Origin of the sequence: Plantibacter sp. MPB07, from assembly GCF_046619465.1 — a bacterium.
Taxonomy (GTDB): domain Bacteria; phylum Actinomycetota; class Actinomycetes; order Actinomycetales; family Microbacteriaceae; genus Plantibacter; species Plantibacter auratus.
Genome location: NZ_CP177043.1, coordinates 1,233,270 through 1,260,214, shown reverse-complemented (window position 1 = coordinate 1,260,214; position 26,945 = coordinate 1,233,270). Strand labels below are relative to the sequence as shown.

Sequence of the window (26,945 nt, the reverse complement as noted above, 5' to 3'; positions counted from 1 at the left end):
GTTCGTGGGACTACTTGTTGGGGAACTGGCCGCGCTTGACCTGCGGTTTCGGCAGACGGAGCGGGCGCAGCTGCAGCGCGCGCATGGCGGCGTACCAGCGCACGCCACGCTCGTCCTGCCCGAACTTCGCCCGCAGCGCTTTCCGGACGCGGAAGCCGAGGAAGAAGCAGTCGGCGATCGCGATGATGAAGAACACCCAGAGGGTGAGCATGCCGTAGACCTGGATCTCGGGCACCGGCATGAAGGTGAGGATGATCACGAGGAACATCACCGGGATCATGAACTCGCCGATGTTGAACCGGGCGTCGACGTAGTCGCGGACGAACTTCTTCTGCGGACCGCGCTCGCGTGCCGGGAGGAACTTGTCGTCGCCGGCGGCCATGCCGGCCTGCGCCCGCCGCCGTGCTTCGGCCTGCTGCGCCTTCGCCGCCTTCGACGCCTCCTTGCGGTCGGAGGGGACGAGCGGACGCTTGTTCTGCGCCTCGCGTTCCGCCCGGGACGGGGTCGGTCGACCCTTCGCCTCCTTGGCGCCGCGGGCGAGGCGCTCAGCCGTCTGCGCTGCGGTCTCGACGATCGGCTCTGATGCCGGGGTGCTCTGCTGTTTGGCCACGATGGAACGTCCTTGATTCGGGGATTCCCTTAAGATTACTCGCATGACGACAGGTACCACGACGGAATCGACCCAAGACCCACGCAACGACCAGGAAGTCCTCGATCGGCTGCGCGAATCCGTCGCCGGTGCGTTGCCGTCGTCGATCGCCGATCTGTCGGCGCTCGTCCGCATCCCCTCGGTGTCGTGGTCGGCGTTCGACGCGGCCGAGGTGGCGCGGAGTGCCGAGGCGGTCGCGGAGCTCGCCCGCGGTCTCGGCGTCTTCGACGAGGTCTCGGTGCGCCGGTCCGCCATCGACGGCGGAGCGGAGCTCGGACAGCCCGCCGTGCTGGCCCGCCGCGAACCACGGAACGGCCGACCGACCGTGCTGCTCTACGCGCACCACGACGTCCAGCCCCCCGGAAGCGACGACAAGTGGGACTCGCCGCCGTTCGAGCCGACCGTCCGCGACGGCCGTATCTACGGACGGGGCGCGGCTGACGACAAGGCCGGCGTCATGTCCCACATCGCCGCGATCCGAGCCGTCACCGAGGTCCTCGGCTCCGACCTCGACCTCGGTATCGTGCTGTTCATCGAGGGGGAGGAGGAGTTCGGCTCGCGGTCCTTCGGCTCCTTCCTGGAGGAGCACCGCGACACCCTCGCGGCGGACGTGATCGTCGTCGCCGACAGCGACAACTGGGACGAGCGGACGCCGGCGCTGACGATCGGTCTGCGCGGCAACGTCACCTTCCGGCTGCGTGTGAAGACCCTCGACCACGCCTCCCACTCCGGGATGCTCGGTGGAGCGGTGCCGGACGCGATGCTGGCCACGGTCACCCTGCTCGCGACCCTGTGGGACGCCGACGGTTCGGTGGCGGTCGACGGACTCACCTCGCACGACGCCGTGACCCCGGAGTTCGACGAGGCGCAGCTCCGCGCCGAGTCAGGTCTGTCCGAGGGGGTCTCGCCCATCGGACGCGGCTCCATCCTCAGCCGGATCTGGTCGCAGCCCGCGATCACCGTCACGGGCATCGACGCACCGTCGGTGGCCAACGCCTCGAACACGCTCATCCCGGAGGTGTCGGTGCGCATCAGTGCGCGGATCGCCCCCGGGCAGGATCCGGCCGAGGCCTACCGTGCACTCGAGGCCCACCTCCTCGCCAACAGCCCGTTCGGCGCGCAGCTGACGATCGACGAGGTCGACCAGGGGAGCCCGTTCCTCGTGGACACGAGTGGTTGGGCCGTCGCGGAGGCGAAGCGCGCCATGGCCGACGCCTGGGAGGTCGAGCCGGTCGAGACGGGTGTCGGCGGATCGATCCCGTTCATCGCCGACCTCGTCCGGGTCTTCCCGGACGCCCAGATCCTCGTCACCGGTGTCGAAGACCCGCACTCGCGCGCCCACAGCCCGAACGAGTCGCTGCACCTCGGCGTCTTCCAGAAGGCGATCCTCACGGAGGCGGTGCTCCTCGCCCGCCTGGCGGCCGCACCCCGCCCGTCCTCCGACGCGTAGTCGGCGCCGGACGCGCCGCCGGAACCACGGGGTGCGTCCGGCGCGTCAGGCGGTAGAATCTCACACAGGCGTCGACCCGGCGCCGCCAGACCTCGCGAGGAGCATCATGAGCGACACCATCCTGACCGAGACCAAGATCGACGCGGCTCACGGCGTCGGCCTGTCCGACACGGCGGCGCAGAAGGTCAAGAGCCTCCTCGAGCAGGAGGGTCGCGACGACCTCCGTCTCCGCGTGGCCGTCCAGCCGGGTGGATGCTCGGGCCTCATCTACCAGCTGTACTTCGACGAGCGCATGCTCGACGGCGACGCCACGGTCGACTTCGACGGCGTCGAGGTCATCGTCGACAAGATGAGCGTCCCCTACCTCGACGGCGCCAAGATCGACTTCGAGGACACCATCCAGAAGCAGGGGTTCACCATCGACAACCCCAACGCCGAGGGCAGCTGTGCCTGCGGCGACAGCTTCCACTGAGCCAGATTCTTCCTGAAGGGGAAATTACCCGGTCCCGGGTGGTTTCCCCTTCGTCATTCCGGTCACGATCCCGCACCGCGGACGCGAATGGTCCGGCGTTCACCGCCCATCCCCACTAGACTGGGGGGCGATCCACAGGTGTGTATTCGAAAGGTTTCAGAGGTGCGCTCGACTCGTCGTCTCAGATGGGCTGCCATTCCGGTCGCAGCCACACTCGCCATAGTCCTGGCGGGTTGTACGCAGGCGGAACTGCATGGTTACCTGCCGGGATTCGTCGAGGGCGAATCTCCCGTCACGAACCACACGGACCGCATCGCGGGCCTGTGGGTGACGGCATGGCTGGTGCTGCTCGCAGTCGGTGTCATCACGTGGGGGCTCATCATCTGGGCCGTCATCGTGTACCGACGCCGCAAGGGGCAGACCGGTCTCCCGGTCCAGCTGCGGTACAACATGCCGATCGAGATCTTCTACACGATCGTCCCGCTCATCCTGGTCCTCGGCTTCTTCGCCTTCACGGCGCGCGACCAGAACGCGATCGAGACCCAGTACGAGGATCCCGACGTGGCCATCGAGGTCTTCGCGAAGCAGTGGGCGTGGGACTTCGTGTACGACGAGGCCGTCAACGGCCAGGACGTCTGGACCGCGGGCGTGCAGGCCGATGAGAAGCCCGGTGGCGTCATCGACCAGGACGCACTTCCCACGCTTTACCTGCCCGTCGGCAAGACGGTGAAGATCGCGCTGCAGTCGCGCGACGTCATCCACTCCTTCTGGGTCATCGACTTCCTCTACAAGAAGGACATGATCCCGGGCAAGACGAACTACATGTCCTTCACCCCTGAGCGCGAGGGCACGTACGCCGGCAAGTGCGCCGAGCTCTGTGGCGAGTACCACTCGCTCATGCTCTTCAACGTGAAGGTCGTCTCGCAGGCCGAGTACGACAAGCACCTCGAAGACCTGGCCGAGTCGGGCAACATCGGCGACTACGGCACGGAATACGATCGCAACAGCAACCTCCCCGGCACCAAGGCGCCGGCAGGTCTCGAAGAGCACGGAGACGGGGAATGACCTCCACCACGCTTCCCGCAGGCCAGGCGAGCGTCGTCGGACGCACCTCGGTCGAGCGCAAGGGCAACATCCTGGTCAAGTGGATCACCTCCACCGACCACAAGACCATCGGGTACATGTACCTGATCGCCTCGTTCATCTTCTTCTGCCTCGGCGGCGTGATGGCGCTCATCATCCGAGCCCAGCTCTTCGAGCCCGGCGGCACGATCGTGGAGACGAAGGAGCAGTACAACCAGCTCTTCACGATGCACGGCACGATCATGCTCCTCATGTTCGCGACGCCGCTCTTCGCCGGGTTCGCGAACGCGCTCATGCCGCTGCAGATCGGCGCACCGGACGTCGCGTTCCCGCGTCTGAACGCCTTCGCGTTCTGGCTCTACGCCTTCGGTAGCCTCATCGCCGTCGGTGGCTTCCTCACCCCGCAGGGCGCCGCCGCCTTCGGCTGGTTCGCCTATGCGCCACTGTCGAGCACGACGTTCTCGCCAGGGCTCGGAGGCAATCTTTGGGTCCTCGGCCTGGCGCTCAGTGGCTTCGGCACCATCCTCGGTGGCGTCAACTTCATCACCACGATCATCACGATGCGCGCCCCCGGCATGACGATGTTCCGCATGCCGATCTTCACGTGGAACGTCCTCGTGACGTCCATCCTCGTCCTGATGGCGTTCCCGGTGCTCGCGGCGGCCCTCTTCGGTCTCGCAGCTGACCGCGTGTTCGACGCCCACATCTACGACGCGGCCAACGGCGGTGTCATCCTCTGGCAGCACCTGTTCTGGTTCTTCGGGCACCCCGAGGTCTACATCATCGCGCTGCCGTTCTTCGGCATCGTGTCCGAGATCTTCCCGGTGTTCAGCCGCAAGCCGATCTTCGGGTACAAGACCCTGATCTACGCGACGATCGCGATCGCGGCCCTCTCCGTGACGGTGTGGGCACACCACATGTACGTCACCGGGTCGGTGCTCCTGCCGTTCTTCGCCCTCATGACGATGCTCATCGCGGTTCCGACCGGCGTGAAGATCTTCAACTGGCTGGGCACGATGTGGCGCGGCTCGGTCACCTTCGAGACCCCGATGCTCTGGTCCATCGGCTTCCTGATCACCTTCGTTTTCGGTGGACTCACCGGTGTCATCCTCGCTTCGCCGCCGCTCGACTTCCACGTCTCCGACTCCTACTTCGTCGTGGCGCACTTCCACTACGTCGTGTTCGGCACGGTCGTGTTCGCCATGTTCGCCGGCTTCTACTTCTGGTGGCCGAAGTGGACGGGCAAGATGCTCAACGAGAAGCTCGGCTACTGGCACTTCTGGCTGCTTTTCATCGGCTTCCACACGACGTTCCTCATCCAGCACTGGTTGGGCGTCATCGGGTTCCCGCGCCGCTACGCGACGTACTCGCCCGAGGACGGCTTCACCTGGATGAACCAGCTGTCGACCGTGGGCTCGTTCATCCTCGCCATCTCGCTGCTGCCCTTCTTCCTGAACGTGTACATCACGATCCGGAAGGCTCCTCGCGTCACCGAGGACGACCCGTGGGGTTACGGGGGATCGCTCGAGTGGGCGACCAGCTCGCCCCCGCCGCGTCACAACTTCGTCTCCATCCCGCGCATCCGCTCGGAGCGACCGGCCTTCGACCTCCACCACCCCGAAGTCGGTATCCCGGTCGGCGTCGGTCCCGCGAAGGACGCACCTGACGCACCCACGCTCGACATCGACGCCGGAAAGGTGAAGTAGCCGCCATGCGCGCCAATATCATCCTCTTCACGATCCTGACGGTGTTCTGCGCCCTCCTCTGCGCGGTCTACACGGTGTGGTCGCTCGTCGATCCGCTGCACGGTCGGGTCGAGTGGGTCGGCACGGTCACCCTGGCTCTCGCCGCGATCCTGAGCGCCTTCCTCGGCTTCTACCTCAGCCGGGTGCACAAGAGCCAGGGCGCCGAGCTCCCCGAGGACACGCTGACGGCGAACATCGACGACGGCGACCCGGAGATCGGGCACTTCAGCCCGTGGAGCTGGTGGCCCATCATCCTCGCCGGTGCGTGCGGTCTGCTCGTGCTCGGTCTGGCGGTCGGGTTCTGGATCGCGATCATCGGCATCCCGCTGGTCGTCATCGCGGTCGTCGGTTGGAACTACGAGTACTACCGCGGATACTTCGCACGCTGATGGTCGCCTCGTTCAGCATCCGTCGTGGTCAGCCCGACGACCGTTCAGCCGTCTTCGCGCTGGCCGGCCAGCTGATCACGGGGTCCATCCCGCCTGCCGCGGACGACTTCATGGCCGCATACAACAACGTCATGCGCCCTCGTGAAGACGAGACCAACGTGCTGTACGTCGCGGTCGACGAAGCGAACCGCGTCGTCGGTTACACCCTGATGACGGTGTCCCGGCTGCTGCACGCTGCCGGCCTCACCGCCCACCTGCAGGAGCTCGTCGTCGACGAGACGGCCCGCGGCGCCGGCATCGGTTCGGCCCTGGTGGAGGCGAACGAGCACTACGCCGTCGAGCGCGGTGCGCGCCAGCTGACGATGTCCACCTCTCGAGCCGGCGACTTCTACCGTCGTCTCGGTTACAACGTGACGGCGGAGTTCTACAAGAAGATCCTCCCGCTGGGCTGATCGCCAAAGAGTCATCGAAGAGCCCCCGAGCCATGCTCGGGGGCTCTTTCGTGTTCTGGTGCTCGCCTGGACGTGGAGAACAAGCAGCCGGCGTTGGTGCGCGCACCCGCCCCCGAAGGTCGCGATCGTCACCCTTCCGTTCGGCGAGGCTGCTCCCGGTGGGCAGCCGTATTGGTGACGCCTCCTTGTTCCTGATCGACAGGGGAAGCGGCCCCCGGTCCCTGACGCTGTCGAGGGGCACACGCCGCCCGCAGAGGATTCAGGGCGCGTATCAGGAGACCTGGGCGCAGAGGGAGAACCTGGCCCTCCTGTCGGGCGGGTGCGCGGCCCACAAAGGACTCAGGGTGCGTTCGAAGAGATCTGGCGCAGGCATTCCGGTCCCTGAGCCCGTCGAAGGGCAGCCGTAGTCCGGTGTCTGTTCAGTACGGCCACGATCACCCTGGGTCGGGAACGTCGCCCCCGGGGCCGGTCGATCGGCTCACATCGTCTGCTGTCGCGCAGGAATGCCGGTAGCCACGGTGAGCGGACGCGGGTCCCTGAGCCTTTCGAAGGGCTCACCTCATCCGCACCGGCCTTCGGCGCCCGGAGAACGGGGGAGAGGGGCTGCACGGACGTCCGCTATCGCACGCGTCTTGTCGCGGCGCAATTCGGCGATCCCCGCCCGCAACGACGAAAGCCCCGCAGTCCGTGAGGACTGCGGGGCCTTCCAAGAGGATCCGCCTAGTGGTGGTCGCCGTGGGAACGTTCGATCTCGGTGTTCGTGACCGGAGCGATCCGATCCTCGAAGAACCAGCGGGACATCGCGGCGCGAGCCTTCTGGACACCGGTGATCTTGCCCTTGGCGTTCGGACGGATCATCAACGGCTTGTGGTCGTCGTAGCTCGCGAGGCGCCAGCGCTCGTACTCGTCGACGGGCTCGTGGACCTCGATGAACTCGCCACCGGGGAGGCGGACGATGCGCCCGGTCTCGTAGCCGTGGAGGAGGATCTCGCGGTCCTTCTTCTGCAGCGCCAGGCAGGTGCGCTTCGCGATGAAGTAGGCGATGAACGGTCCGAGGATGAGGATCGCCTGCAGCGTGTGGATCACGCCCTCCATCGTCACCTTGAAGTGGGTGGCGATGATGTCCGAGCTCGCAGCAGCCCAGAGGGCGGCGTAGAAGGTGACACCGGCAGCACCGATGGCGGTGCGGGTCGGCGCGTTGCGCGGACGGTCGAGGATGTGGTGCTCACGCTTGTCACCCGTGATCCACGCCTCGACGAACGGGTAGATGAACACCGTGACGATGAACAGACCCAGGACGAGGACGGGAAGGATGATGTTGAACGAGAACGTGTGATCCCAGAGGACGAACTCGAGGTGCGGCGGAACCAGTCGGAGCGCGCCGTCGGCGAACCCGATGTACCAGTCAGGCTGCGTACCCGCCGAGACCGGGGAGGGGTCGTACGGTCCGTAGTTCCAGATCGGGTTGATCGTGAACAGCGAGGCGATGAGCATCACGACACCGAAGACGATGAAGAAGAAGCCACCGGCCTTCGCCGCGTAGACGGGGAGGACGGGGAATCCGACCACGTTCTGCTCGGTGCGACCGGCGCCCGGGAACTGCGTGTGCTTGTGCACGACGACGAACACCAGGTGCAGGGCGATGAAGAGCAGCACCAGCGCCGGCAGGAGCAGGATGTGGAGCGTGTAGAGGCGGCCGACGATGTCGGTGCCCGGGAACTCCCCGCCGAAGAGCAGGAAGGTCGTCCACGTGCCGATGATGGGCAGACCCTTGACCATGCCGTCGATGATCCGCAGACCGTTACCGGAGAGCAGGTCGTCGGGCAGCGAGTACCCGGTGAAGCCCTCGGCCATGGCCAGGATGAACAGGACGAAACCGATCACCCAGTTCAGCTCACGCGGCTTGCGGAACGCACCGGTGAAGAAGATGCGCAGCATGTGGAGGCCGATGGACGCCACGAACAGCAGGGCCGCCCAGTGGTGCACCTGACGCATCAGGAGGCCGCCGCGGATGTCGAAGGAGATGTCGAGCGTCGACGCCATGGCGACGGACATCTCGATGTTCTTCAGCGGGACGAAGGACCCGTCGTAGTGGACCTCCGCCATCGATGCCTGGAAGAAGAAGGTGAGGAAGGAGCCCGACAGCAGGATGATGACGAAGCTGTAGAGCGCCACCTCGCCGAGGAGGAACGACCAGTGGTCGGGGAAGATCTTGCGGCCGAACTCCTTGACGGCGACCGAGATGGACGTCCGCTCTTCGAGGTAGTTCGCTGCGGCGCCGGTGAATCCACCGGAGCTCTTCGCCGGAGCGGCCTTGGCCTGCTCAGGGGCGCGTGTTGCGGTCGAGGTGCTCAATGACGCTCCCAGAAGCTCGGGCCGACAGGTTCGTGGAAGTCGCTCCGCGCGACGAGGTAGCCCTCGTCGTCGACGGTGATCGGCAGCTGCGGAAGCGGCCGGGCGGCCGGTCCGAAGATGACCGCGCAGTGGTTCGTGACATCGAACTGCGACTGGTGGCAGGGGCAGAGGAGGTGGTGCGTCTGCTGCTCGTAGAGCGCGACCGGGCAACCGACGTGCGTGCACACCTTGGAGTAGGCGACGATGCCGTCGTAGGACCAGTCCTTCTTGGACTCCTCCTCGACGAGGTCTTCGGGCTTCAGTCGCATGAGCAGCACGATCGCCTTCGCCTTCTCGTTGAGGACGTGATCGGCCTCGTGGAGGTTCTCGGGGATCACGTGGAACGCACTGCCGAGGGTCACGTCGGACGCCTTGATTGGCGTACCGGAAGGGTCACGGGCGAGGCGCGTGCCTTCCTTCCACATCGTGTGCTGCATGAGCTCGACGGGGTCTTCGTCGTACGGCGCGAGACCGCGGAACAGCGCGATGCCCGGGAGCGGGAAGACGATGAGGGAGCCGATGAGGCTGTTGCGGATGAGCGCGCGTCGTCCGATGCCGGACTCGACGTTCGCCTGGTGCATGATCTCCACCGCGCGATCGCGGCTGGCCTGATTGCCGCCGACCTTGTGACGGTAGTCGATGCCCTCTTCGTCGTGCATGAGGGCCTTGCCCCAGTGCACGGCGCCGATACCGATCGCGAGCAGGGCCAACGCCATGCCGAGACCGATGAACAGGTTGTTCAGGCGGACCGAGGCGATGTCCTCGGGCTCGATCGGGAACGCCATGTAGGCGGCGACCGCCCAGACGCTGCCGGCGATCGACAGGTAGAAGAGGGTGTAGACGGCGCGCTCGGCCCGCTTGTCCTTCTTGGGGTCGAGGTCCGTGACGCGCTTCCGGTGCGGAGGCAGGCCGGGGTCGACGACGGCGTCGCGGGAGATGACCCCGGTACCGGTCGCGACCTGCAGCTCCTGCCCGTGGGCGGACGGATCGGCAGACGAGTCGGCGGCTGGGTGACCCGAGCCGCTCGAGTTGTCGTGAGCCATGGTGCTCCTTCTTACGTGTTGTCGATCCGCGTCGGTCAGTTCGACTTCGCGGTGATCCAGACGGTGAGGGCCACGATCGAGCCGAGGCCGAAGATCCAGAGGAACAGGCCCTCGGAGACGGGGCCGAGCGAGCCGAGGTCGTTGCCGCCCGGTGACGGGTTCTTCTCCATGAACTTGAGCGCGGTGATGATGTCGCGCTTGTCCTCGGGGGAGAGGTTCATGTCGTTGAAGACGGGCATGTTCTGCGGGCCGGTGATCATGGCCTCGTAGATGTGGGCGGCGCTGACGCCGACGAGCGAGGGAGCGTACTTGCCCTCGGTCAAGGCGCCACCGGCGGCTGCGACGTTGTGGCACATCGCGCAGTTGATGCGGAAGAGCTGTGCGCCGTTGGAGGCGTCGCCCTCACCGTCGAGGTACTGCTCCTCGGGGATCTCCGGGCCGGGTGCGACCGAGGCGACGTAGGCCGCGAGGGAGGAGATCTGCTCCTCGGTGAACTGCACGGGCTTCTCCGGGGCCTGCGGGCCCTGGTTCTGCAGCGGCATCCGGCCGGTGCCGACCTGGAAGTCGACGGCGGCGGCACCGACGCCGAGGAGGCTCGGTCCGGCGGTCGTGCCCTGCATGTCGAGGCCGTGGCAGGTGGCGCAGTTCGCGGAGAAGAGCTTCTCGCCCTCGTCGACGGAGGCCTGCGACTTGGCGGCGGCTACGGGCTCTGCGCTGGCCGTGCTGACGCTGACGGCTGCGTAGGCGCCACCGGTCACGAGGAGGCCGATCGCGAGCAGCGCCGCCGAGGCGAACGGGCTGCGGCGGCCGCTCTTGCGCGTGGCGCGGGCGGCCTTCTTGGACGCCTTGGTGGTCGTCGTCTGGGTGGGGTCAGTCTTCATGGAGTCAGTCATTCCGGGTCAGCGCAGGATGTAGATGACGAAGTAGAGGCCGATCCACACGACGTCGACGAAGTGCCAGTAGTACGAGACGACGATGGCGCTCGTCGCCTCCTTGTGGCCGAATCGTTTGACGGCATAGGCACGGCCGATCACGAGGAGGAAGGCGATGAGGCCGCCGGTCACGTGCAGGCCGTGGAAGCCGGTCGTGAGGTAGAACGCCGAGCCGTACGCGTTCGAGCTGAGGGAGATACCCTCGCTGACGAGCGTCGCGTACTCGAGGATCTGGCCGGAGACGAACACGGCGCCCAGGGCGTAGGTGAGGAAGAACCACTCGACCATGCCCCACTTGCGCGGGCTCCAGCCCGTCATGCGGGGCTGCATGCGCTCCGCTGCGAAGACGCCGAACTGGCACGTGAACGACGAGGACACGAGGATGATCGTGTTGATCGTCGAGTACGGGACGTTCAGGCGACCGGCCTCGGCCGCCCACAGCTCGGGAGCCATCGATCGCAGCGTGAAGTAGATCGCGAAGAGGCCGGCGAAGAACATGACCTCGCTGCCCAGCCAGACGATCGTTCCAACCGCGACCGTGTTCGGTCGGTTGATCCGGGGCGCGCTCGGCGCAAGGTTGATTGAGGTGCTCGTCACCCCTCCATTATGGCCGAAAGCCGGAGCGGTTTTTCGCATTTCGGGGGCGGCGAGCACGCTCGGTTCAGTAAGGCTAGCCTTATTTCCTGACCGGAATCTTCGGTTCTGCTGCGGGATTCATGTGATCTTCGGCTCCACAGGCCGCTCGAGGCGTCGGCGAGTCGCGCTTGTAAGATCGTCGACATGCCTCTCACGACCTGGCCGACGCTCATCGGCGACCTGCTCGCCGGAACCGATCTCAGTGTGTCGGAGTCGACGTGGGCCATGGAGCGGATCATGACCGGCCAGGTGACGGACGCCCAGCTCGCCGGCTTCCTGATCGCGTTGCGCCGTAAGGGGGAGACGGTCGACGAGATCGTCGGGTTCCGCGACGCGATCCTCGACCACGCGAAGCCGCTCGTCGCCCCGTCCCGGGCCCTCGACATCGTCGGCACCGGCGGCGACCGCTTCGGCACGGTCAACATCTCGACGACCGCCTCCATCGTCGCCGCGGCGACGGGCATCCCCGTCATCAAGCACGGCAACCGTGCGGCGAGTTCCGCCTCGGGATCGAGCGACGTGCTCTCGGCGCTGGGCGTCGACCTCGCCCTGCCGACGGACCTGGTGGGGGAGGTGCTGGCGTCGACGGGCATCACCTTCGCGTACGCGGCGGCGTTCCACCCCGGTTTCGGCCACGCTGGACCGGTCCGTGCGGAGCTCGGCGTGCCGACGGTCTTCAACTTCCTGGGCCCGCTCGTCAACCCGGCCCGGCCGGAGGCGTCGGCGGTCGGCGTCGCGCACGCCGACCGCATCCCGCTGTTCGTGGGCGTCTTCCAGACGCGCGGAGCGACCGCCCTCGTCTTCCGGGGCGACGACGGACTCGACGAACTGACGACGACAGGGCACAGCCACCTCTGGGAGGTCACCCGCGGAGCCGTCACCGAGCACGACCTGGATCCCCGGGAGCTCGGCATCCGCCGTGCGTCGATCGACGATCTCATCGGCGGTGACGCCCAGCACAATGCCGGTGTCGTGCGCGCCACGCTCGCCGGCGAGGAGGGTCCGGTCCGCGACATCGTCCTGCTGAACGCCGCGGCCGGGATCGTGGCGTTCGAACTGTCGGAGGATCCGACGCAGGCCCAGCGGCCGATCCTCGAGCGGTTCGCCGCCGCACTCGTGTCCGCCGCGGCCGTCATCGACTCGGGTGCGGCGACCGCGACCCTCGACGCCTGGGTGGACGCCACCCGCACGCTCGGCTCGCGCTGATCCGCGCCGTGGCCGGGTCTTCCGGCCCTACCGGCGGTGGGCCGCAGCGCGTAGGTTGAGACCCGATGCCGGCGTACCCGGTCGGCGGACCCGAACCGATCTTGCAGGAGGATTCAATGAAGAAGCTCATCAATGATCCCAAAGACGTCGTCGTCGAGGCGGTGGCCGGATTCGGCGCCGCGCACTCCGACCTCGTCACCGTGTCGCTCGACCCGGTGTTCATCGCCCGAGCCGATGCCCCGGTCGCCGGGAAGGTGGGGATCGTGAGCGGCGGCGGCAGCGGGCACGAGCCCCTCCACGGCGGGTTCGTCGGATTCGGGATGCTCGACGCCGCCGTACCCGGCCCGGTGTTCACCTCGCCCACTCCGGACCCCATCCTCGCCGCCACGAAGGCGGTGGACGGTGGTGCCGGCGTCCTGCACATCGTCAAGAACTACACAGGCGACGTCCTCAACTTCGAGACCGCGGCCGACCTCGCGCTGGCCGAGGGCATCGAGGTGCGCTCGGTCATCGTCGACGACGACGTCGCGGTGAAGGACTCGCTCTACACGGCGGGGCGACGGGGTGTCGCCGGCACCGTCCTCGTGGAGAAGCTCGCCGGCGCACGTGCCGAGGCCGGGGGAGGACTCGACGAGGTCGCCGACCTCGCGACGAAGGTCAACGAGCGCACCCGCACGATGGGCGTGGCACTCACACCGTGCGTCGTCCCGCACGCGGGCGAGCCGAGTTTCACCCTGGCCGACGACGAGATCGAGATCGGCATCGGGATCCACGGTGAGCCCGGCCGTGAACGCATCCCGCTGGAGCCCGCCGACCGGATCGTCGACCGGCTGCTCGCCGCCATCCTCGAGGACCTTCCGTACGCGCCGGGCGAGCGGGCCCTCGTCCTCGTGAACGGGATGGGCGGGACACCGCAGGTGGAGCTCTTCATCGTCTTCCGCCGCGTGGCCGAGGCGCTCGCGGAGCGCGGGATCGAGGTGGCCCGGTCGCTCGTGGGGAACTACACGACCAGCCTCGAGATGCAGGGTGTGTCGATCACCCTCCTGAAACTCGACGACGAACTGATCGAATTGTGGGACGCCCCGGTGCAGACCGCGGCGCTCCGGTGGGGACGGTAGACGGATGGGATTGAACGGAGCCTGGGCGATCGCCTGGATGCGGGGGAGTGCGGCGGTCGTCGCAGAGCATCGGGTGGAGCTGATCACGCTCGACCGCGACATCGGGGACGGCGACCATGGCGAGAACCTCGACCGCGGGTTCTCCGCGATCCTGCCGAAGCTCGACGAGCAGCCTGCTGATGCGACGCCCGCCGACATCCTCAAGCTCGCCGCGACGACGCTCATCTCGACCGTCGGAGGCGCGAGCGGCCCGCTGTACGGCACTGCGCTGCTCAAGGCGTCGATCGCCGTGGCCGGCCAGGAGGACCTCGACGCCGATGCCGTCGTCGCCCTGCTGACGGCGGCACGCGACGGGATCGTGCTCCGTGGCAAGGCCGAGGTCGGCGACAAGACCATGATCGACGCGTGGACACCCGCCGTGGACGCTGCCTCAGCGGCGGCGGCAGCGGGGGATTCGCCCGCACGGGTGCTGGCCGCAGCCGCGGACGCCGCGTGGGGTGGCGCCGCCGCGACCGAACCGCTCGTCGCCCGCAAGGGGCGCGCCAGCTACCTCGGAGAACGGGCCATCGGGCACCGCGACCCTGGGGCGCAGTCCACCTCCTATCTCCTGCAAGCGGCGGCTGCCGCCGCTGGGGAGGGTGCTGCATGAGCGGGGGAGCCGTCGGCCTCGTCTTCGTCTCGCACAGCGCGCTGATCGCGGAAGGGCTCATCGCCTTGGCGCGCCAGATGGCGCCCGACGCGGCCCTCGCCGCAGCCGGCGGTACCGATGAGGGAGGGATCGGCACGAGCTTCGAGCTGGTCTCCGCCGGGATCGCCGCCGTGGACTCCGGGGCCGGGGTGGTGGTGCTGTGCGATCTGGGATCGGCGATCCTCACCGCTGAGACGGCACTCGACTTCCTCGACGACGATGTCCGGGGCCGGGTACGCATCGTCGACGCCCCGCTCGTCGAAGGCGGGGTCGCCGCAGCCGTGGCCGCGCAGACCGGCGCGTCGCTCGACGAGGTCGTGGCCGCCGCGCGGTCCGCAGCCGGTGGTGGCCCTGCCCAGCACGGCGCCGACGAGGCGATTCAGGCGGGTGGGTCCGACGACCCGACAGCGCCCCACGCCGCAGCCTCCGTGACCCTGCGGAACAAGGACGGGCTCCACGCTCGACCCGCTGCGGAGTTCGTGAAGCTGGCGAGCACGTTCGCGGCCAAGGTGGTCGTGAACGGGAAGGACGCCAAGAGCCTGCTCGGGATCATGTCACTGGGCCTCGTCAAAGGGGCGGTCGTGGAGCTGCAGGCGGACGGTCCGGACGCGGAGGATGCCATCGGGGCACTGGCGTCGCTCATCGAATCCGGCTTCGGAGAGGTCTGACGGGTCGCGCTCGGGGCGGAAGCAGGTCGGCGCCCCGTGCGCAACGGGGTGGTCGACGCCGGCGGTCGGCGTAGCATGACCCGCATGAACGAGCAGACGAAGACGTCGGACACCGAAGACCGCCAGTGCACGGTCTGTGGCCATCCGCTCGCCGAGCACACCTTCGACCGTTCCTCCGGGCACGATCACTTCATGACCTGCCCGACGGGGGAGCGGCTTCCGGACCCGGCGCAGTCCGCCGTCCCGGTCAACGAGTTCGGGATGCCGCTCTGGGACCAGGACCCCGATCGACCTGCTCCGTCGGCCTGACGACCCCGGTGGCCTACGCCGTCATCCGAGGAGGAGCAACGACCGGACGGCGACGCTGACACCCGTCGTGCTCGACGCCGGCGTCTCGTGCAGTGCGCTGCCGTCGACGAGCCAGCGCACCCATCGGACGAGCTGCTCCGGCGTGGCGTCGGAGCGGGCAGCGCTGGTGCGAACCGCCTCGGTGATGTGGTCGAGGAGGAAGCGGTCGACCATGTCCCGCTCGACGTCGAGGACGGCCGCCACGTCGTGGAGATGCGCCATGCCCTGGACCGCGCGAGCGAAACCGACCGTCTGATCGGCAGCCCGTTGGCGGTCGAGTGCGCCGAGATAGGTGGTCAACGCAGGGCGCCCAGGCCCGGCGCGCGTGGCGAGGTGCAGTTGCTCCTCGGTCCAGGCGGCGCTCACGCGCAGCAGCGTGACCAGGATGTCGAGCTTGGTGGGGAAGTAGTGGAACAGGGTCCCCGAGGAGATGTCCGCCGCTCGGCAGATATCAGCCGTCGACGTGGTCTCATACCCCTCGGTGGCGAAACAGCGGTAGGCAGCAGCGAGGATCGCGGTCTGGCGCGCGGTGAACCGCTGTGGGTCGACGATTCTCGGCATGACTGCTCCCGTATTCCTAGTGCACCTACTCTAGAGCACGCACTCTATCAATTCGGTCCAGGTCAGAGCTGACTTCCCCGTCAATGCGATCATGTCGCGCAGCTCGGAGCGCAAGGCGGTGCTCCCTCGCGGCCGGACGCTCGGCGAGCAGGTCGCCGCGGAGTGCGACGACGATGATCAACCCCTGGTTGGCAGTCGCCGACGCACACGCGTCCGTAGCGTCGATGGCACGAGGTGACCGCTACGAGCAGGAGGAAGACGCCATGACGATCGACGTGGAGGGGCTGACCAAGACCTACCGAGGCACGTACGCGGTGCGCGATGTGAGTTTCAGTGTCCAATCGGGCAAGGTCACCGGGTTCCTGGGGCCGAACGGCGCCGGCAAGTCCACGACGATGCGTTCGATCGTCGGGCTCGACCGTCCCACCGCTGGTCGTGCACGTATCGACGGCTCTGAGTACCGAGCGTTCGCCGCGCCGCTGCGCGAGGTCGGTGCTCTGCTGGACGCGAGGGCGGCGCACCGCTCGCGGTCGGCGCTGAACCACCTCACCTCGATCGCGGCGACGCACCGCATCCCGCGCTCGCGCGTCGACGAGGTCCTCGAGGCGACGGGTCTCAGCGCGGTCGCCAGGAAGAAGGTCGGCGGGTTCTCCCTCGGGATGGGTCAGCGCTTGGGGATCGCCGCGGCACTGCTGGGCGATCCGGGCACGCTCATCCTCGACGAGCCGGTCAACGGCCTGGACCCCGAGGGCGTGACCTGGGTCCGGGAGCTCCTGGCCCGGCTGGCGGCCGAGGGGCGGACGGTGTTCCTGTCCTCGCACCTCCTGAACGAGCTCGCACTCATCGCGGACCACGTGATCATCATCGGTCGCGGCGAGATCATCGCGGACGCGCCCATCGGTTCGCTCACCGAGCAGGGAGACGGTCGTGTCCGCGTTCGCACCCTCGATGTGCCTGCATTCACTCGCCGGATCACCTCAGCGGGGGCGACCGTCGCGTCGAGCGAGCCGGGCGTACTGGACGTGGAGGGCCTCTCCGCGGAGCAGATCGCCCGTGCCGCAAACGAGGCGGGAGTGCTGATCACCGAGCTGACGCCCCTGCGCCAGACCCTCGAAGAGGCCTACAACCGACTCACCCGCGACGCGCAGGAATTCGTCTCCGCCTGACGTCGCGCCCCCTCGAAAGGACCATCCTCATGAGCACCACCACCGACATGGCCGCGGCACCCGTCGTGCGGCGCTTCCCCGCAGGCGAGGTCAGCCTCGGCGGCACGATCGTCTCCGAATGGATCAAGTTCCGTGGACTCGCCTCGAACCACGTCCTCGCAGGATTCGCGTTCCTGCTGCTGACCGCGAACGGGATCGCGATGCCCTGGGCGTACGTCTTCCGCGACCGCGGGTCACCGAAGGCGAACTACGACGCCTACCCCGAGATGACCGTCGACAAGACCGGTTACGTCGGGATCGTCCTCGCGGTGCTCGCCGTCCTGATGATCACGAACGAGTACCGGTCCGCGCAGATCGGCACGACACTGCTCGCGGTTCCGCGTCGGACGGCGGTGCTGGTCGCGAAGGCCTCGATCATCGCGGGTGTCTCGTTCCTCATCGGTGTCGTCAGCTCAGCCGTCGGGTTCGCCCTCGCGCCCATCATCCTGGCCGGGGGCGGATACGGCTATGTGCTGGAAACACCCGAGCTGGCGCGGTTGGTGCTCGGATCCGGGCTCTACCTGGCCACCATCAGCATTCTCGGAATCGCACTCGGCACCATCATCCGCAACGTCGTCGCCGCGGTGCTAGCGACGATCGTGCTCCTCCTCATCGTGCCGGTGATCCCGCAGATGTTCTCCGAATACGGCACCGAGATCACCCGCTTCTTCCCGATCCAGGCCGGCTCCCTGCTCCTCGCCCCGACCGGTACGGACCCGATGGGACCGTGGACCGGATATGCCGTTCTGCTGATCTGGACGCTGGCGTCGTTCGTCGTCGCAGCGATCACGTTCCTGCGCCGCGACGCCTGAACGGTGCTCACGAGGGGCGCGAGGGAGAATGGGAGCCGAGCTCAGCGTGGAGGTGGCAAGGGTATGAGTGCGATCCAGCCGGTCGTGGACGCCGCGGAGGTCGACCGTGTCCTCGGCACTCGCGTGCTGCGCTGGTTCAGCGCCCACCAGCGTGTGGTCGACGCACTGGTCGCAGTGACCTGTCTCCTGGTCCAGGCGCTCGGGCTGGTCCTGCCGGGTGCGCAACCGCTCTGGCCGGGGTTGCCGTTGGTGATCCTCTCCAGCGTGCTCCTGTTGTGGCGGCGTCGGTATCCGCGGGCGATCCTCGTCGCCGTCGCGCTCGCGAACACGGCGGGTGTGCTCCTGCCCGCCCCCGTCGCACCGGTGACGCTGCCCGCCGCCGTCGCGCTGTATACGGTAGCCGCCATGCTGCCCACCAGAACCGCGCTGTCGGGCTATGCGGTCCTCGTGGGACTCCCTGCGGCGGGACTGCTCGTCCGTCTGCTCATGACGGGGTCGTCCCAGGCCCCGTCGTTGCTGGAACCGCTGGCGCTGCTCGCTCTTGCCGCAGGTGTCGCCGCCCGCGGTGTGACGCAGCGCCGAGCGGCCCTCACACAACTCGTGAACCAACGACTCACCACGGCGCGGGTGGTGGAGCGGCAGCGGATCGCCGCGGAGATGCACGATGTCGTCGCCCACTCGCTGTCGACGATGATCTCCCTCGCGGACGGGGCGTCCAGCGGCTGGGAACGGCACCCCGAGCGGTCGGCCCGAGCGCTCGCGCAGCTGGGTGGCGTCGGGCGCAGCGCGCTGGGCGAGATGAACCGCGTCCTGCAGGTACTCCGAGAGGGGGATGCGGTGCTGGATCAGCGTCTGCACCGGTCGGGACACAACGTCTCCGACGTGGAGGAGGTCGTCGAGGTCTTCCGCAGCACCGGCATGCCCGTCACGCTCACCCGCTCCGGCGGGGCCATGCCGGAGCAGCCCGCGCTGGTGACGACGGTGTACCGGATCGTCCAGGAGTCGCTCACCAACGTGTTGCGGTACGCCGTCGACCCCACGCGGGTCGAGGTCGGCATCGACGTGGCGCCCGGCACCGTCGCGGTGCGGGTCACCGACGACGGCCGTATCGACACCCACCGAACTCGAGCTCCGAGCCAGGGGAGTGGGCAGGGGCTCCCGGGTATCGCCGCTCGAGCCGCGGCGTACGGCGGCACGAGCGAAGCAGGGCCGTGCGCGGGCGGGGGCTGGTCGACGAGCGCGACGCTGCACATCGAGCGAGGAGCAGCGACGTGAGCGCGACCAGTCCCTCGATCATCAGCGTGCTGGTGGTGGACGACCAGGAACTCGTCCGGATGGGCAGCGCGCTGACCCTGGACTCCGCGCCCGACATCGAGGTCGTGGGGGAGGCGGCGACGGGTGAGGAGGCGATTCGGCGTGCACGGGAACTGCGACCGGACGTCGTCCTCATGGATGTGCGGATGCCCGGCATGGGCGGCGTCGAAGCGACCAGGATCATCACCACGGTCCACCCGGCCACACGCGTCCTCATCCTCACCACCTTCGACATCGACGAGTACGCGTTCGGAGGCCTCGACGCGGGCGCCAGCGCCTTCCTGCTGAAGAGCACCCCTCCAGACCGGTTGCAGGAGGCTGTTCGGACGATCCATGCCGGCGAAGCCGTCGTCGAACCCAGGATCACGAAGCGACTCGTCGAGCACTATGCCTCCGGTGGACGGTCGCGCGAGCACGGGGGAGCAGGTGGGACAGCCCACACACTGGACCCGCTCAGCCCGCGCGAGCTCGACGTGTTCGGATGCATCGTCGCCGGGCTCTCGAATCGTGAGATCTCCGACGCACTCCATTTGTCGCCGTCCACGGTCAAGACGCACGTCAACCGCATCTTCGCCAAGTTGCACCTCCGCGACCGGGTCCACGCGGTGATCCTGGGACAGGAGCTTCGAACCCGCGCAGTGGGGCGGGTCAGATTCGACTGAGTTGACATAATGTGCATTATCAGCTTTTTCCAGCCCGCCGCGAGCGGGGTCCGATCGGGTCACGTCCGCCTACATCACCGACCTGAGGATCGCGGCGACGACCGGGGCGCGTCAGGAACCGATGTACCGAGCGAGATGTTCTCCGGTCAGCGTCGAGCGATCGGCGACGAGCGCTGCGGGCGTCCCGGTGAACACCAGACGTCCGCCGTCGTGACCTGCGCCGGGTCCGAGGTCGACGATCCAGTCCGCATGCGCCATGACCGCCTGATGATGCTCGATGACGATGACCGACTTGCCGGAGTCCACCAACCGGTCCAGGAGCCCGAGCAGGTTCTCCACGTCGGCGAGGTGCAGGCCCGTCGTCGGCTCGTCCAGGATGTAGACCTCGCCCGAATCGGCCATCTGCGTCGCCAGTTTGAGTCGCTGTCGTTCGCCTCCTGACAGGGTCGTCAACGGCTGTCCGAGGCTGACGTAGCCGAGCCCGACGTCGACGAGTCGCGCCAAGATGAGGTGCGCGGCTGGCGTCCGGGCCGGCCCGTCGGCGAAGAAGGCCTCGGCCTCCGTCACCGACATCGCGAGCACCTCGCTGATGTCCCGCTCCCCCAACTGATATTCCAGAACGGAAGCATCGAACCGGCGACCCTCGCACACCTCGCAGACGGTCGAGACGCTCGCCATGACGCCGAGATCGGTGAAGACGACCCCGGCGCCGTTGCAGTTCGGGCATGCACCCGCCGAGTTCGAGCTGAACAGCGCCGGCTTGACCCCGTTGGCCTTTGCGAACGCCTTGCGGATGGGCTCGAGCAGACCCGTGTACGTCGCCGGGTTGCTGCGACGCGAGCCGCGGATCGGGCTCTGGTCGACCGTCACCACACCGGCACGCCCGGCGACCGAGCCGTGGATGAGGGAGCTCTTGCCCGAGCCGGCGACACCCGTGACGACCACGAGGACGCCGAGCGGCACGTCGACGTCGACGGCCTGCAGGTTGTGCCGGTCGGCGCCGCGGATCTCGATGACACCGGTCGGTCGACGCAGCGCCGGCTTGAGCGCGGCGCGGTCGTCGAAGTGGCGCCCGGTGAGGGTGTCGCTCGCTCGGAGGCCGTCCACGCTCCCCTGGAACGTCACCCGTCCCCCGCCGGTCCCTGCACCGGGGCCGAGGTCGACGACGTGGTCGGCGATCGTGATCGTCTCCGGCTTGTGTTCCACGACGAGGACGGTGTTCCCCTTGTCGCGGAGCCGCAGGAGCAGTTCGTTCATCCGCTGGATGTCATGCGGGTGCAGTCCGACGGTCGGCTCGTCGAACACGTAGGTCACGTCGGTGAGCGACGACCCCAGATGGCGGATCATCTTCGTCCGCTGCGCCTCCCCACCCGAGAGGGTGCCCGTCGTGCGGTCGAGCGACAGGTACCCCAGCCCGATGGCGACGAAGGAGTCCAGCGTCTCCTGGAGGACCGTCAGGAGTGGGCGCACCGACGGTGCGTCGAGCGCCCGGGTCCACGCCGCGAGGTCGCTGATCTGCATCGCGCACAGTTCGGCGATGTTCCGACCGGCGATGCGCGAACTCCGTGCACCCTCGCTCAGGCGGGTCCCGTCGCACGCCGGACACGTGGTGAAGGTGACGGCGCGGTCGACGAATGCGCGGATGTGCGGCTGCATCGCCTCACGGTCCTTCGAGAGGAACGACTTCTGCACCTTCGGGATCAGGCCCTCGTAGGTCATGTTGATGTCGCCGACCTTGACCTTCACCGGCTCCTTGTGGAGGAAATCGTGGAGCTCCCGCTCCGTGTAGTCCTGGATGGGCTTGTCCGCGTCGAGGAATCCGGATCCGGTGAAGATCCGCACGCCCCAGCCGTCGGGTGTGTAGCCGGGGATCGTGAGTGCACCCTGGTTGAGCGACTTCGTGGCGTCGTAGAGCTGGGAACGGTCGATGTCGTTCACGGTCCCCATCCCCTCGCACCGAGGGCACATGCCGCCGGTGATCGAGAAGCTCCGCCGTTCCTTCGTACTCTGTCCCCCGCGCTCGATGGTCACCGCTCCGGCGCCGCTGATCGAGGCGACGTTGAAGGAGAAGGCCTGCGGAGACCCGATGGACGGGTCTCCGATCCGACTGAAGAGGATGCGCAGCATGGTGTTCGCGTCCGTCGCCGTGCCCACCGTCGAACGTGAGTTCGCGCCCATCCGCTCCTGGTCGACGATGATCGCCGTGGTGAGTCCCTCGAGCACGTCGACGTCGGGCCGCGCCTGCGACGGCATGAAGCCCTGGACGAACGCGCTGTAGGTCTCGTTGATCATCCGCTGCGACTCGGCGGCGATCGTCCCGAAGACGAGTGAGCTCTTCCCCGAGCCGGACACACCGGTGAACACGGTGAGGCGGCGCTTCGGGAGGTCGACGTCGACGTCGCGCAGATTGTGCTCGCGGGCGCCCCTGACCCGGATGACGTCGTGGCTGTCGGCGGCCCTGGTGTGCATCGGCGTCTCGCTCATGGCGATCAGCGTATCCGTCGTCATCGTCGGCGTCTCGCCTCGATCGGCACTGGACCCGCGCGACATGAAAGGTCATGCTGTGAAACACCTGTGTGAATGCGTCACACTGGTGGAACGCACCCGGTCTGCTCGGGAGCGCCGCACTGTCCACCGTCAGGAGCCGACCATGTCCGAATCATCCACCACCACCTACACGCTGAACTCCGCCAAGCTGACCGCGAGCCAGATCTCCGGTGTCCGATGGGCCTTCGCCGTCGGTGGGATCCTCACGATCCTCTTGGGTGTCTTCCTGCTGGTCGCGCCGAAGGCCTCGCTGGTCGCCGTCGCGTGGATCTTCGCCGTCTACTTCCTGGTCGCCGGGATCGCCCGCATCACGCGTGGCGTCGTCGCTCGGGAGCACGGCGGACTCTGGCGGGTCCTCACGATCGTGTTCGGTGTGCTGCTGCTGGCCGCCGGCGTCTACATCTTCATCGATCCGCTGCTCGGCATCGGCGCGCTCGTCTTCGTGATCGGTGTCTCCTGGATCGTCGAGGGCGTGGCCTCGCTGTTCGACTCGGCACCCGACGTGTCGCGGTGGATCACCATCCTCTACGGCGTCATCAGCGTCGTCGCAGGCGTGTTCGTCCTCGCGAACCCGCTGCTCGCCGCCGTGACCCTCCTGCTCGTCACCGCGTTCTTCCTCATCGCGGCCGGCGTCGTCGAGATCATCCAGGCGATCACCTTCGGCAAGCAGGTGAAGCGGGCCGGTCTCGCCGGCTGACACCTGGTGGCAGGACGACGAACGCCCGGTCCCTCGAAGGACCGGGCGTTCGTCGTCGTGTCAGGATCGTCGATTACTCGGCGATGAAGTCGCTCGTGTCCCCCACGTAGCGGGTGTGGTCCTCGGGGATCGGGTCCACGGCGGCCGAGGCGACCTCGGCCGCGAACTCACCCACGTTGTAGAGACGACCGGCCGACTCCTTGCGGGAGCTGATCGCACCGGGGTTGGCGCGTTCGAGGAGGGTCGCGGTGATGGTCCCCTCGATCATGTCGCCTGAGACGACCACGAACTCGACACCGGCCGCGTCGAACTGGTCCTGCTTGGCGCGGAGCGCGTCCTCGCCTGCACGCTTGGACGTCGCGACCGGGACGTACTCGGGCATCGTCGGCGTGGTCCGGATGAAGTGCGCCTGGTGGCTCGTGACGAACACGATCCGCGAGCCGGGGCGGAGCAGCGGGAGGGCGTGTTCGACGACGCTCACCTGTGCGTCCCGGTTGAGCTGCATGGCGTAGTCCTCGGCCATGCCGCTCTCCATCCCTCCGGAGGCGTTCAGCACCAGGACGTCGAGGTCGCCGAGTTCGGCCTTCGTGGTCGCGAACATGGCGGCGACCGAGGTGGGGTCGGTGAGGTCGGCTCCGACCACCAGGGCTTGCACACCGAGGGCTCGCACTTCGTCGGCGAGCTTGACGGCGCGAGCCTCCTTGTTCCGGTAGTTGATCACGACGTTGGCGCCGGCACCGGCGAAGTACCGGATGGTGTCGGCACCGATGCCGCGGGACGAGCCCGTCACGAGGACGTTCTTCCCGGAGAGTGATCCGGCGGCCAGGGGGTTCGTCACGTGAGGGCTCCTTCAGATCTGGGGCCGCTCATCGGCGGCTGGTTCCAGCCAACGACCTTACCAACAACCGGCAGACGGATCCGGTTCGGCGGTCCACCCAGCTGATAGCGTTGAACCCGACCGGCGCACCGTCTCGCGCTCCCCCGGACTGCGAGGCGGCAGACGCGAGAGCCGATCCGGGAGGAATCCGCACCATGGACGTCATCACCGAGTACGCCTGGATCGCCTGGTTGGTCCTGATCCTCGTGTTCGTCATCATCGAGATCCTGTCGCTCGAGTTCACCTTCCTCATGCTCGCGCTCGGCGGCACCGTCGGGCTGCTCTCCGGCCTCCTCGGCGCTCCGTGGTGGCTCCAGCTGCTCATCGCAGCCGCTGCCGCCCTCCTGCTCCTGTTGGCCGTCAGGCCGCCGCTGCTCCGAGCGCTGCAACGCGGCGCGGACCCGGCGAAGAGCAACGTCGACGCGCTCCTCGGCATGCCGGGGCTCGTGCTCTCGACGGTGACCCCGCACGGTGGCCAGGTGAAGCTCGGCAACGGCGAGGTCTGGACCGCCAGGACCCCGCACGACTCCCCCGCGTCGTCCCTCGAGCCCGGCACGCGCATCGTCCTGTCCGTCGTCGACGGTGCCACCGCCGTCGTCGTCCCCGTCCCAACCCACCCGGCACCGCTGGGCGAGCAGAAGGAGTAGTCGTGAACGACATCTCATCAGGAGCGATCATCGGCTGGGTGATCGCGGCCATCGTCGTCATCTTCGTGCTGGTGGTGCTGTTCCGATCCATCCGCATCATCCCGCAGGCGAGCGCCGGTGTGGTCGAGCGGCTCGGCAAGTACCACAAGACCCTCTTGCCGGGTCTGAACCTGCTCATCCCGTTCATCGACCGGTTGCGGCCGCTCATCGATCTGCGCGAGACCGTCGTCTCCTTCCCGCCGCAGCCGGTGATCACCGAGGACAACCTCGTCGTCTCGATCGACACGGTCGTCTACTTCCAGGTGACCGACGCGCGAGCCGCGACGTACGAGATCGCGAACTACCTGGGAGCCGTCGAGCAGCTGACCACGACGACGCTCCGAAACGTCGTCGGTGGGCTGAACCTCGAGGAGGCGCTGACGAGCCGCGACGAGATCAACAGCAAGCTCCGCATCGTGCTCGACGAGGCGACCGGTAAATGGGGCATCCGCGTCGGACGCGTCGAGCTCAAGGCGATCGACCCGCCGCTCTCCATCCAGGACTCCATGGAGAAGCAGATGCGGGCCGAGCGCGACCGTCGTGCCCTCATCCTCACCGCTGAGGGAACCAAGCAGTCGGCGATCCTGACGGCCGAGGGTGCGCGGCAGGCCGAGATCCTCCGCGCCGAGGGTGATGCCCAGGCAGCCGTGCTCCGTGCTCAGGGTGAGGCGTCCGCCATCCAGACGGTGTTCAAGGCCATCCACGACGGCGACCCCGACGAGAAGCTCCTGGGCTACCAGTACCTGCAGATGCTCCCGAAGCTCGCGGAAGGCCAGGCGAACAAGCTCTGGGTCATCCCGAGCGAACTGACCGAGGCGCTCAAGGGCATCGGCTCCGCCTTCGGGCCGGGCAACACCCGCGACCCTGCAGCCACGGCACGGGCGGCGGCCGCAGCTGCGCAGACGCCCTCCTTCACCGCAGCGCCGGCCTCGTCACCCCAGACGCCACCGGCGCCGACGACTCCCGTCCAGCCCGAGGGCTGAGCACGCGGTGACGACAGCGGTCCTCCCCTACTTCCGTCCGGCCCGCCCTCGGGTCCTCGCCCATCGAGGGCTGGCCGGGCCGGGGGTCCCCGAGAACACGCTGTCGTCCTTCCGTCGTGCCCTGGCTGCCGGCGCCGAGTACGTCGAGACCGATGCGCACTGCACGCGCGACGGACACGCCGTCCTCTTCCACGACCCGTCCCTTCGCCGCATCACGGGCGATCCGAGACCGATCGCCGACCTCGAACTCGCGGAACTCCAGCGGATCGACCTCGGCGGCGATCGCATCCCGACGTTGTCCCAGGCGCTGGCCGAGTTCCCCGGGGCACGCTTCAACCTCGACATCAAGGCCGCGGCAGCGGCCGCGCCGGCGGCTGCGGCGATCGTCGGCGCCGGTGCCGCCGATCGGGTGCTCGTCACCTCCTTCGACGAGGGCAGACGTTCCGCGATCGTGCGGGCCGTGGGACTGGAGGCCGGTGCCGACTCCGTGGCCTCATCCGCGTCGGCCCGGATCCTGCTCCGCGTCCTCCCCGCGGCCACCCTCGGTCTCCGCGGAGCACTCCGTCGGTCGCTCGACGGTGTCCAGGCGCTCCAGGTGCCCGAACGGTTCCGCGGCGTGCCCGTCGTGACGAAGCGTCTCCTCACACAGATGCACGCCCTCGGCGTCGAGGTGCACGTGTGGACGGTCAACGAGCCCGCCGACATGCGACGCCTGCTGGATCTCGGCGTCGACGGCCTCGTCACCGACCGTTGTGATCTCGCGCTCGAGCTGGTCCGCTCGCGCTGACGGGTCGGCTCGCCTCAGCTGGCGCGTCTGCAGCTGGGCAGGAGCTGAGAGCCGGATGGGTGAACGGAACAGTTTACCCAGCTTGTGGGTTTATAACTGTGGATGCCGAGCGAGAGGAGACCACACAATGGCAGATCGCAGTTTGCGCGGAATGCGCCTGGGCGCCCAGAGTCTACAAACGGAAGAGGGCGTCATATTCTCGGCGCGGAGCAACCACATCTACCGGTGTCAGAGTTGCGAGCGCGAGACCACCATGACCTTCGCCGCCGATGCGGAAGTCCCCGAACTGTGGGAGTGCCGCCATTGCGGTGCGGAGGCCGTCCTCCTCGTCGACTCGAAGCCCGTCGTCGTCGACCGCGGTGACGTGAAGACGCCCCGCAGCCACTGGGACATGCTGCTCGAGCGCCGCTCGCGCGATGAGCTCGAGGAGCTGCTCGAAGAGCGGCTCTCGTATCTCCGCGCCCGTCGCGGCCAGCAGAAGAGCGCGTGACACCGAGCGCTTGACAGGCCTCCCCTCGATCGGCTGATCCGGTATCGGATC

The 26,945-nt window shown here is 67.9% G+C and carries 28 protein-coding genes; 20 read left to right on the top strand and 8 right to left on the bottom strand.

Features of this window, described 5'->3' with window-relative positions:
* Nucleotides 1-10: 10 nt before the first annotated feature.
* Complete coding sequence (locus tag ACLIME_RS05925) at nucleotides 11-610, bottom strand: DUF3043 domain-containing protein (RefSeq protein WP_064296985.1); 600 nt, start codon at nucleotides 608-610, stop codon at nucleotides 11-13.
* Between the two features lie 43 nt (nucleotides 611-653).
* On the opposite strand from ACLIME_RS05925, the gene ACLIME_RS05920 reads away from it, so the two are divergent.
* From ACLIME_RS05920 to ACLIME_RS05895, 6 genes are all read left to right on the top strand, one after another.
* Nucleotides 654-2,099, top strand: coding sequence for a dipeptidase (locus ACLIME_RS05920; RefSeq protein WP_079706004.1), 1,446 nt, complete (start codon nucleotides 654-656; stop codon nucleotides 2,097-2,099).
* 106 nt (nucleotides 2,100-2,205) lie between these two features.
* Nucleotides 2,206-2,571 carry an iron-sulfur cluster insertion protein ErpA gene (erpA, locus tag ACLIME_RS05915; RefSeq protein ID WP_064296983.1) on the top strand — a complete coding sequence of 122 codons (366 nt, stop codon included), beginning with the start codon at nucleotides 2,206-2,208 and terminating at the stop codon, nucleotides 2,569-2,571.
* Nucleotides 2,572-2,733: 162 nt separating this feature from the next.
* Entirely contained in the window at nucleotides 2,734-3,636 is a 903-nt protein-coding gene (gene coxB / locus ACLIME_RS05910) for a cytochrome c oxidase subunit II (protein ID WP_079706003.1), read from the top strand.
* Nucleotides 3,633-5,360 carry a cytochrome c oxidase subunit I gene (gene ctaD, locus ACLIME_RS05905; protein WP_064296981.1) on the top strand — a complete coding sequence of 576 codons (1,728 nt, stop codon included), beginning with the start codon at nucleotides 3,633-3,635 and terminating at the stop codon, nucleotides 5,358-5,360. The genes coxB and ctaD overlap by 4 nt, the downstream gene beginning before the upstream one ends.
* Before the next feature lie 5 nt (nucleotides 5,361-5,365).
* Complete coding sequence (locus tag ACLIME_RS05900; protein ID WP_064296980.1) at nucleotides 5,366-5,788, top strand: cytochrome c oxidase subunit 4; 423 nt, start codon at nucleotides 5,366-5,368, stop codon at nucleotides 5,786-5,788.
* A complete protein-coding gene (locus tag ACLIME_RS05895; RefSeq protein WP_064296979.1) occupies nucleotides 5,788-6,240 on the top strand; it encodes a GNAT family N-acetyltransferase in 453 nt (150 codons plus the stop codon). Before ACLIME_RS05900 ends, ACLIME_RS05895 begins: the two co-directional genes overlap by 1 nt.
* 720 nt (nucleotides 6,241-6,960) lie before the next feature.
* On the opposite strand, the gene ACLIME_RS05890 is transcribed toward ACLIME_RS05895, so the two are convergent.
* Genes ACLIME_RS05890 through ACLIME_RS05875 form a run of 4 tightly spaced genes read right to left on the bottom strand, consistent with a single transcriptional unit; the run spans nucleotide 6,961 to nucleotide 11,245 of the window.
* Nucleotides 6,961-8,595 (bottom strand): cytochrome b, encoded by a 1,635-nt coding sequence (locus ACLIME_RS05890; RefSeq protein WP_064296978.1) that lies wholly within the window; start codon nucleotides 8,593-8,595, stop codon nucleotides 6,961-6,963.
* Nucleotides 8,592-9,677, bottom strand: coding sequence for a ubiquinol-cytochrome c reductase iron-sulfur subunit (locus tag ACLIME_RS05885; protein ID WP_085510950.1), 1,086 nt, complete (start codon nucleotides 9,675-9,677; stop codon nucleotides 8,592-8,594). Before ACLIME_RS05885 ends, ACLIME_RS05890 begins: the two co-directional genes overlap by 4 nt.
* 35 nt (nucleotides 9,678-9,712) lie before the next feature.
* The gene (locus ACLIME_RS05880) at nucleotides 9,713-10,558 is read right to left on the bottom strand and encodes a cytochrome c (RefSeq protein ID WP_064296976.1); all 846 of its coding nucleotides are present in this window, start codon (nucleotides 10,556-10,558) and stop codon (nucleotides 9,713-9,715) included.
* Between the two features lie 18 nt (nucleotides 10,559-10,576).
* A complete protein-coding gene (locus tag ACLIME_RS05875) occupies nucleotides 10,577-11,245 on the bottom strand; it encodes a heme-copper oxidase subunit III (protein WP_085510949.1) in 669 nt (222 codons plus the stop codon).
* A 144-nt stretch (nucleotides 11,246-11,389) separates the two neighbouring features.
* Between ACLIME_RS05875 and trpD the strand changes: the two genes are divergently transcribed.
* The 5 genes from trpD to ACLIME_RS05850 all read left to right on the top strand — a co-directional run bounded on the left by trpD (nucleotide 11,390) and on the right by ACLIME_RS05850 (nucleotide 15,234).
* Nucleotides 11,390-12,451 (top strand): anthranilate phosphoribosyltransferase, encoded by a 1,062-nt coding sequence (trpD, locus tag ACLIME_RS05870; RefSeq protein WP_124769392.1) that lies wholly within the window; start codon nucleotides 11,390-11,392, stop codon nucleotides 12,449-12,451.
* A gap of 116 nt (nucleotides 12,452-12,567) precedes the next feature.
* A complete protein-coding gene (gene dhaK, locus ACLIME_RS05865) occupies nucleotides 12,568-13,569 on the top strand; it encodes a dihydroxyacetone kinase subunit DhaK (RefSeq protein WP_411558414.1) in 1,002 nt (333 codons plus the stop codon).
* Nucleotides 13,570-13,573: 4 nt separating this feature from the next.
* The gene (gene dhaL / locus ACLIME_RS05860; RefSeq protein WP_411558413.1) at nucleotides 13,574-14,218 is read left to right on the top strand and encodes a dihydroxyacetone kinase subunit DhaL; all 645 of its coding nucleotides are present in this window, start codon (nucleotides 13,574-13,576) and stop codon (nucleotides 14,216-14,218) included.
* The gene (gene dhaM / locus ACLIME_RS05855; protein ID WP_411558412.1) at nucleotides 14,215-14,925 is read left to right on the top strand and encodes a dihydroxyacetone kinase phosphoryl donor subunit DhaM; all 711 of its coding nucleotides are present in this window, start codon (nucleotides 14,215-14,217) and stop codon (nucleotides 14,923-14,925) included. Before dhaL ends, dhaM begins: the two co-directional genes overlap by 4 nt.
* 84 nt (nucleotides 14,926-15,009) lie before the next feature.
* A complete protein-coding gene (locus ACLIME_RS05850) occupies nucleotides 15,010-15,234 on the top strand; it encodes a hypothetical protein (RefSeq protein ID WP_133059937.1) in 225 nt (74 codons plus the stop codon).
* A gap of 21 nt (nucleotides 15,235-15,255) precedes the next feature.
* Here the strand turns inward: ACLIME_RS05850 and ACLIME_RS05845 are convergent, their stop codons facing one another.
* Nucleotides 15,256-15,834 carry a TetR/AcrR family transcriptional regulator gene (locus ACLIME_RS05845; protein ID WP_411558411.1) on the bottom strand — a complete coding sequence of 193 codons (579 nt, stop codon included), beginning with the start codon at nucleotides 15,832-15,834 and terminating at the stop codon, nucleotides 15,256-15,258.
* 263 nt (nucleotides 15,835-16,097) lie between these two features.
* Here ACLIME_RS05845 and ACLIME_RS05840 point away from each other — a divergent pair, with 263 nt between their 5' ends.
* The 4 genes from ACLIME_RS05840 to ACLIME_RS05825 all read left to right on the top strand — a co-directional run bounded on the left by ACLIME_RS05840 (nucleotide 16,098) and on the right by ACLIME_RS05825 (nucleotide 19,827).
* Nucleotides 16,098-17,000: an ABC transporter ATP-binding protein gene (locus ACLIME_RS05840; RefSeq protein ID WP_411558410.1), complete on the top strand. Its 903-nt coding sequence runs from the start codon at nucleotides 16,098-16,100 to the stop codon at nucleotides 16,998-17,000.
* 29 nt (nucleotides 17,001-17,029) lie between these two features.
* Complete coding sequence (locus ACLIME_RS05835; RefSeq protein ID WP_411558409.1) at nucleotides 17,030-17,851, top strand: ABC transporter permease; 822 nt, start codon at nucleotides 17,030-17,032, stop codon at nucleotides 17,849-17,851.
* Between the two features lie 63 nt (nucleotides 17,852-17,914).
* Nucleotides 17,915-19,126 (top strand): sensor histidine kinase, encoded by a 1,212-nt coding sequence (locus ACLIME_RS05830; RefSeq protein ID WP_411558408.1) that lies wholly within the window; start codon nucleotides 17,915-17,917, stop codon nucleotides 19,124-19,126.
* On the top strand, nucleotides 19,123-19,827 hold the full coding sequence (locus ACLIME_RS05825) for a response regulator transcription factor (RefSeq protein WP_411558407.1): 705 nt from the start codon (nucleotides 19,123-19,125) through the stop codon (nucleotides 19,825-19,827). Before ACLIME_RS05830 ends, ACLIME_RS05825 begins: the two co-directional genes overlap by 4 nt.
* Nucleotides 19,828-19,938: 111 nt before the next feature.
* On the opposite strand, the gene ACLIME_RS05820 is transcribed toward ACLIME_RS05825, so the two are convergent.
* Complete coding sequence (locus ACLIME_RS05820) at nucleotides 19,939-22,311, bottom strand: ATP-binding cassette domain-containing protein (protein ID WP_411558406.1); 2,373 nt, start codon at nucleotides 22,309-22,311, stop codon at nucleotides 19,939-19,941.
* Between the two features lie 166 nt (nucleotides 22,312-22,477).
* Here ACLIME_RS05820 and ACLIME_RS05815 point away from each other — a divergent pair, with 166 nt between their 5' ends.
* On the top strand, nucleotides 22,478-23,071 hold the full coding sequence (locus tag ACLIME_RS05815; protein ID WP_164486949.1) for an HdeD family acid-resistance protein: 594 nt from the start codon (nucleotides 22,478-22,480) through the stop codon (nucleotides 23,069-23,071).
* A 73-nt stretch (nucleotides 23,072-23,144) separates the two neighbouring features.
* On the opposite strand, the gene ACLIME_RS05810 is transcribed toward ACLIME_RS05815, so the two are convergent.
* Nucleotides 23,145-23,909 (bottom strand): SDR family oxidoreductase, encoded by a 765-nt coding sequence (locus tag ACLIME_RS05810; RefSeq protein ID WP_079705991.1) that lies wholly within the window; start codon nucleotides 23,907-23,909, stop codon nucleotides 23,145-23,147.
* A 194-nt stretch (nucleotides 23,910-24,103) separates the two neighbouring features.
* Between ACLIME_RS05810 and ACLIME_RS05805 the strand changes: the two genes are divergently transcribed.
* The 4 genes from ACLIME_RS05805 to ACLIME_RS05790 all read left to right on the top strand — a co-directional run bounded on the left by ACLIME_RS05805 (nucleotide 24,104) and on the right by ACLIME_RS05790 (nucleotide 26,894).
* Nucleotides 24,104-24,595 carry an NfeD family protein gene (locus ACLIME_RS05805; protein WP_064296968.1) on the top strand — a complete coding sequence of 164 codons (492 nt, stop codon included), beginning with the start codon at nucleotides 24,104-24,106 and terminating at the stop codon, nucleotides 24,593-24,595.
* 2 nt (nucleotides 24,596-24,597) lie between these two features.
* On the top strand, nucleotides 24,598-25,617 hold the full coding sequence (locus ACLIME_RS05800) for an SPFH domain-containing protein (protein ID WP_079705990.1): 1,020 nt from the start codon (nucleotides 24,598-24,600) through the stop codon (nucleotides 25,615-25,617).
* Nucleotides 25,618-25,624: 7 nt separating this feature from the next.
* Nucleotides 25,625-26,404: a glycerophosphodiester phosphodiesterase family protein gene (locus tag ACLIME_RS05795; RefSeq protein ID WP_411558405.1), complete on the top strand. Its 780-nt coding sequence runs from the start codon at nucleotides 25,625-25,627 to the stop codon at nucleotides 26,402-26,404.
* Between the two features lie 127 nt (nucleotides 26,405-26,531).
* Complete coding sequence (locus tag ACLIME_RS05790; RefSeq protein ID WP_064296965.1) at nucleotides 26,532-26,894, top strand: RNA polymerase-binding protein RbpA; 363 nt, start codon at nucleotides 26,532-26,534, stop codon at nucleotides 26,892-26,894.
* Nucleotides 26,895-26,945: the final 51 nt, after the last annotated feature.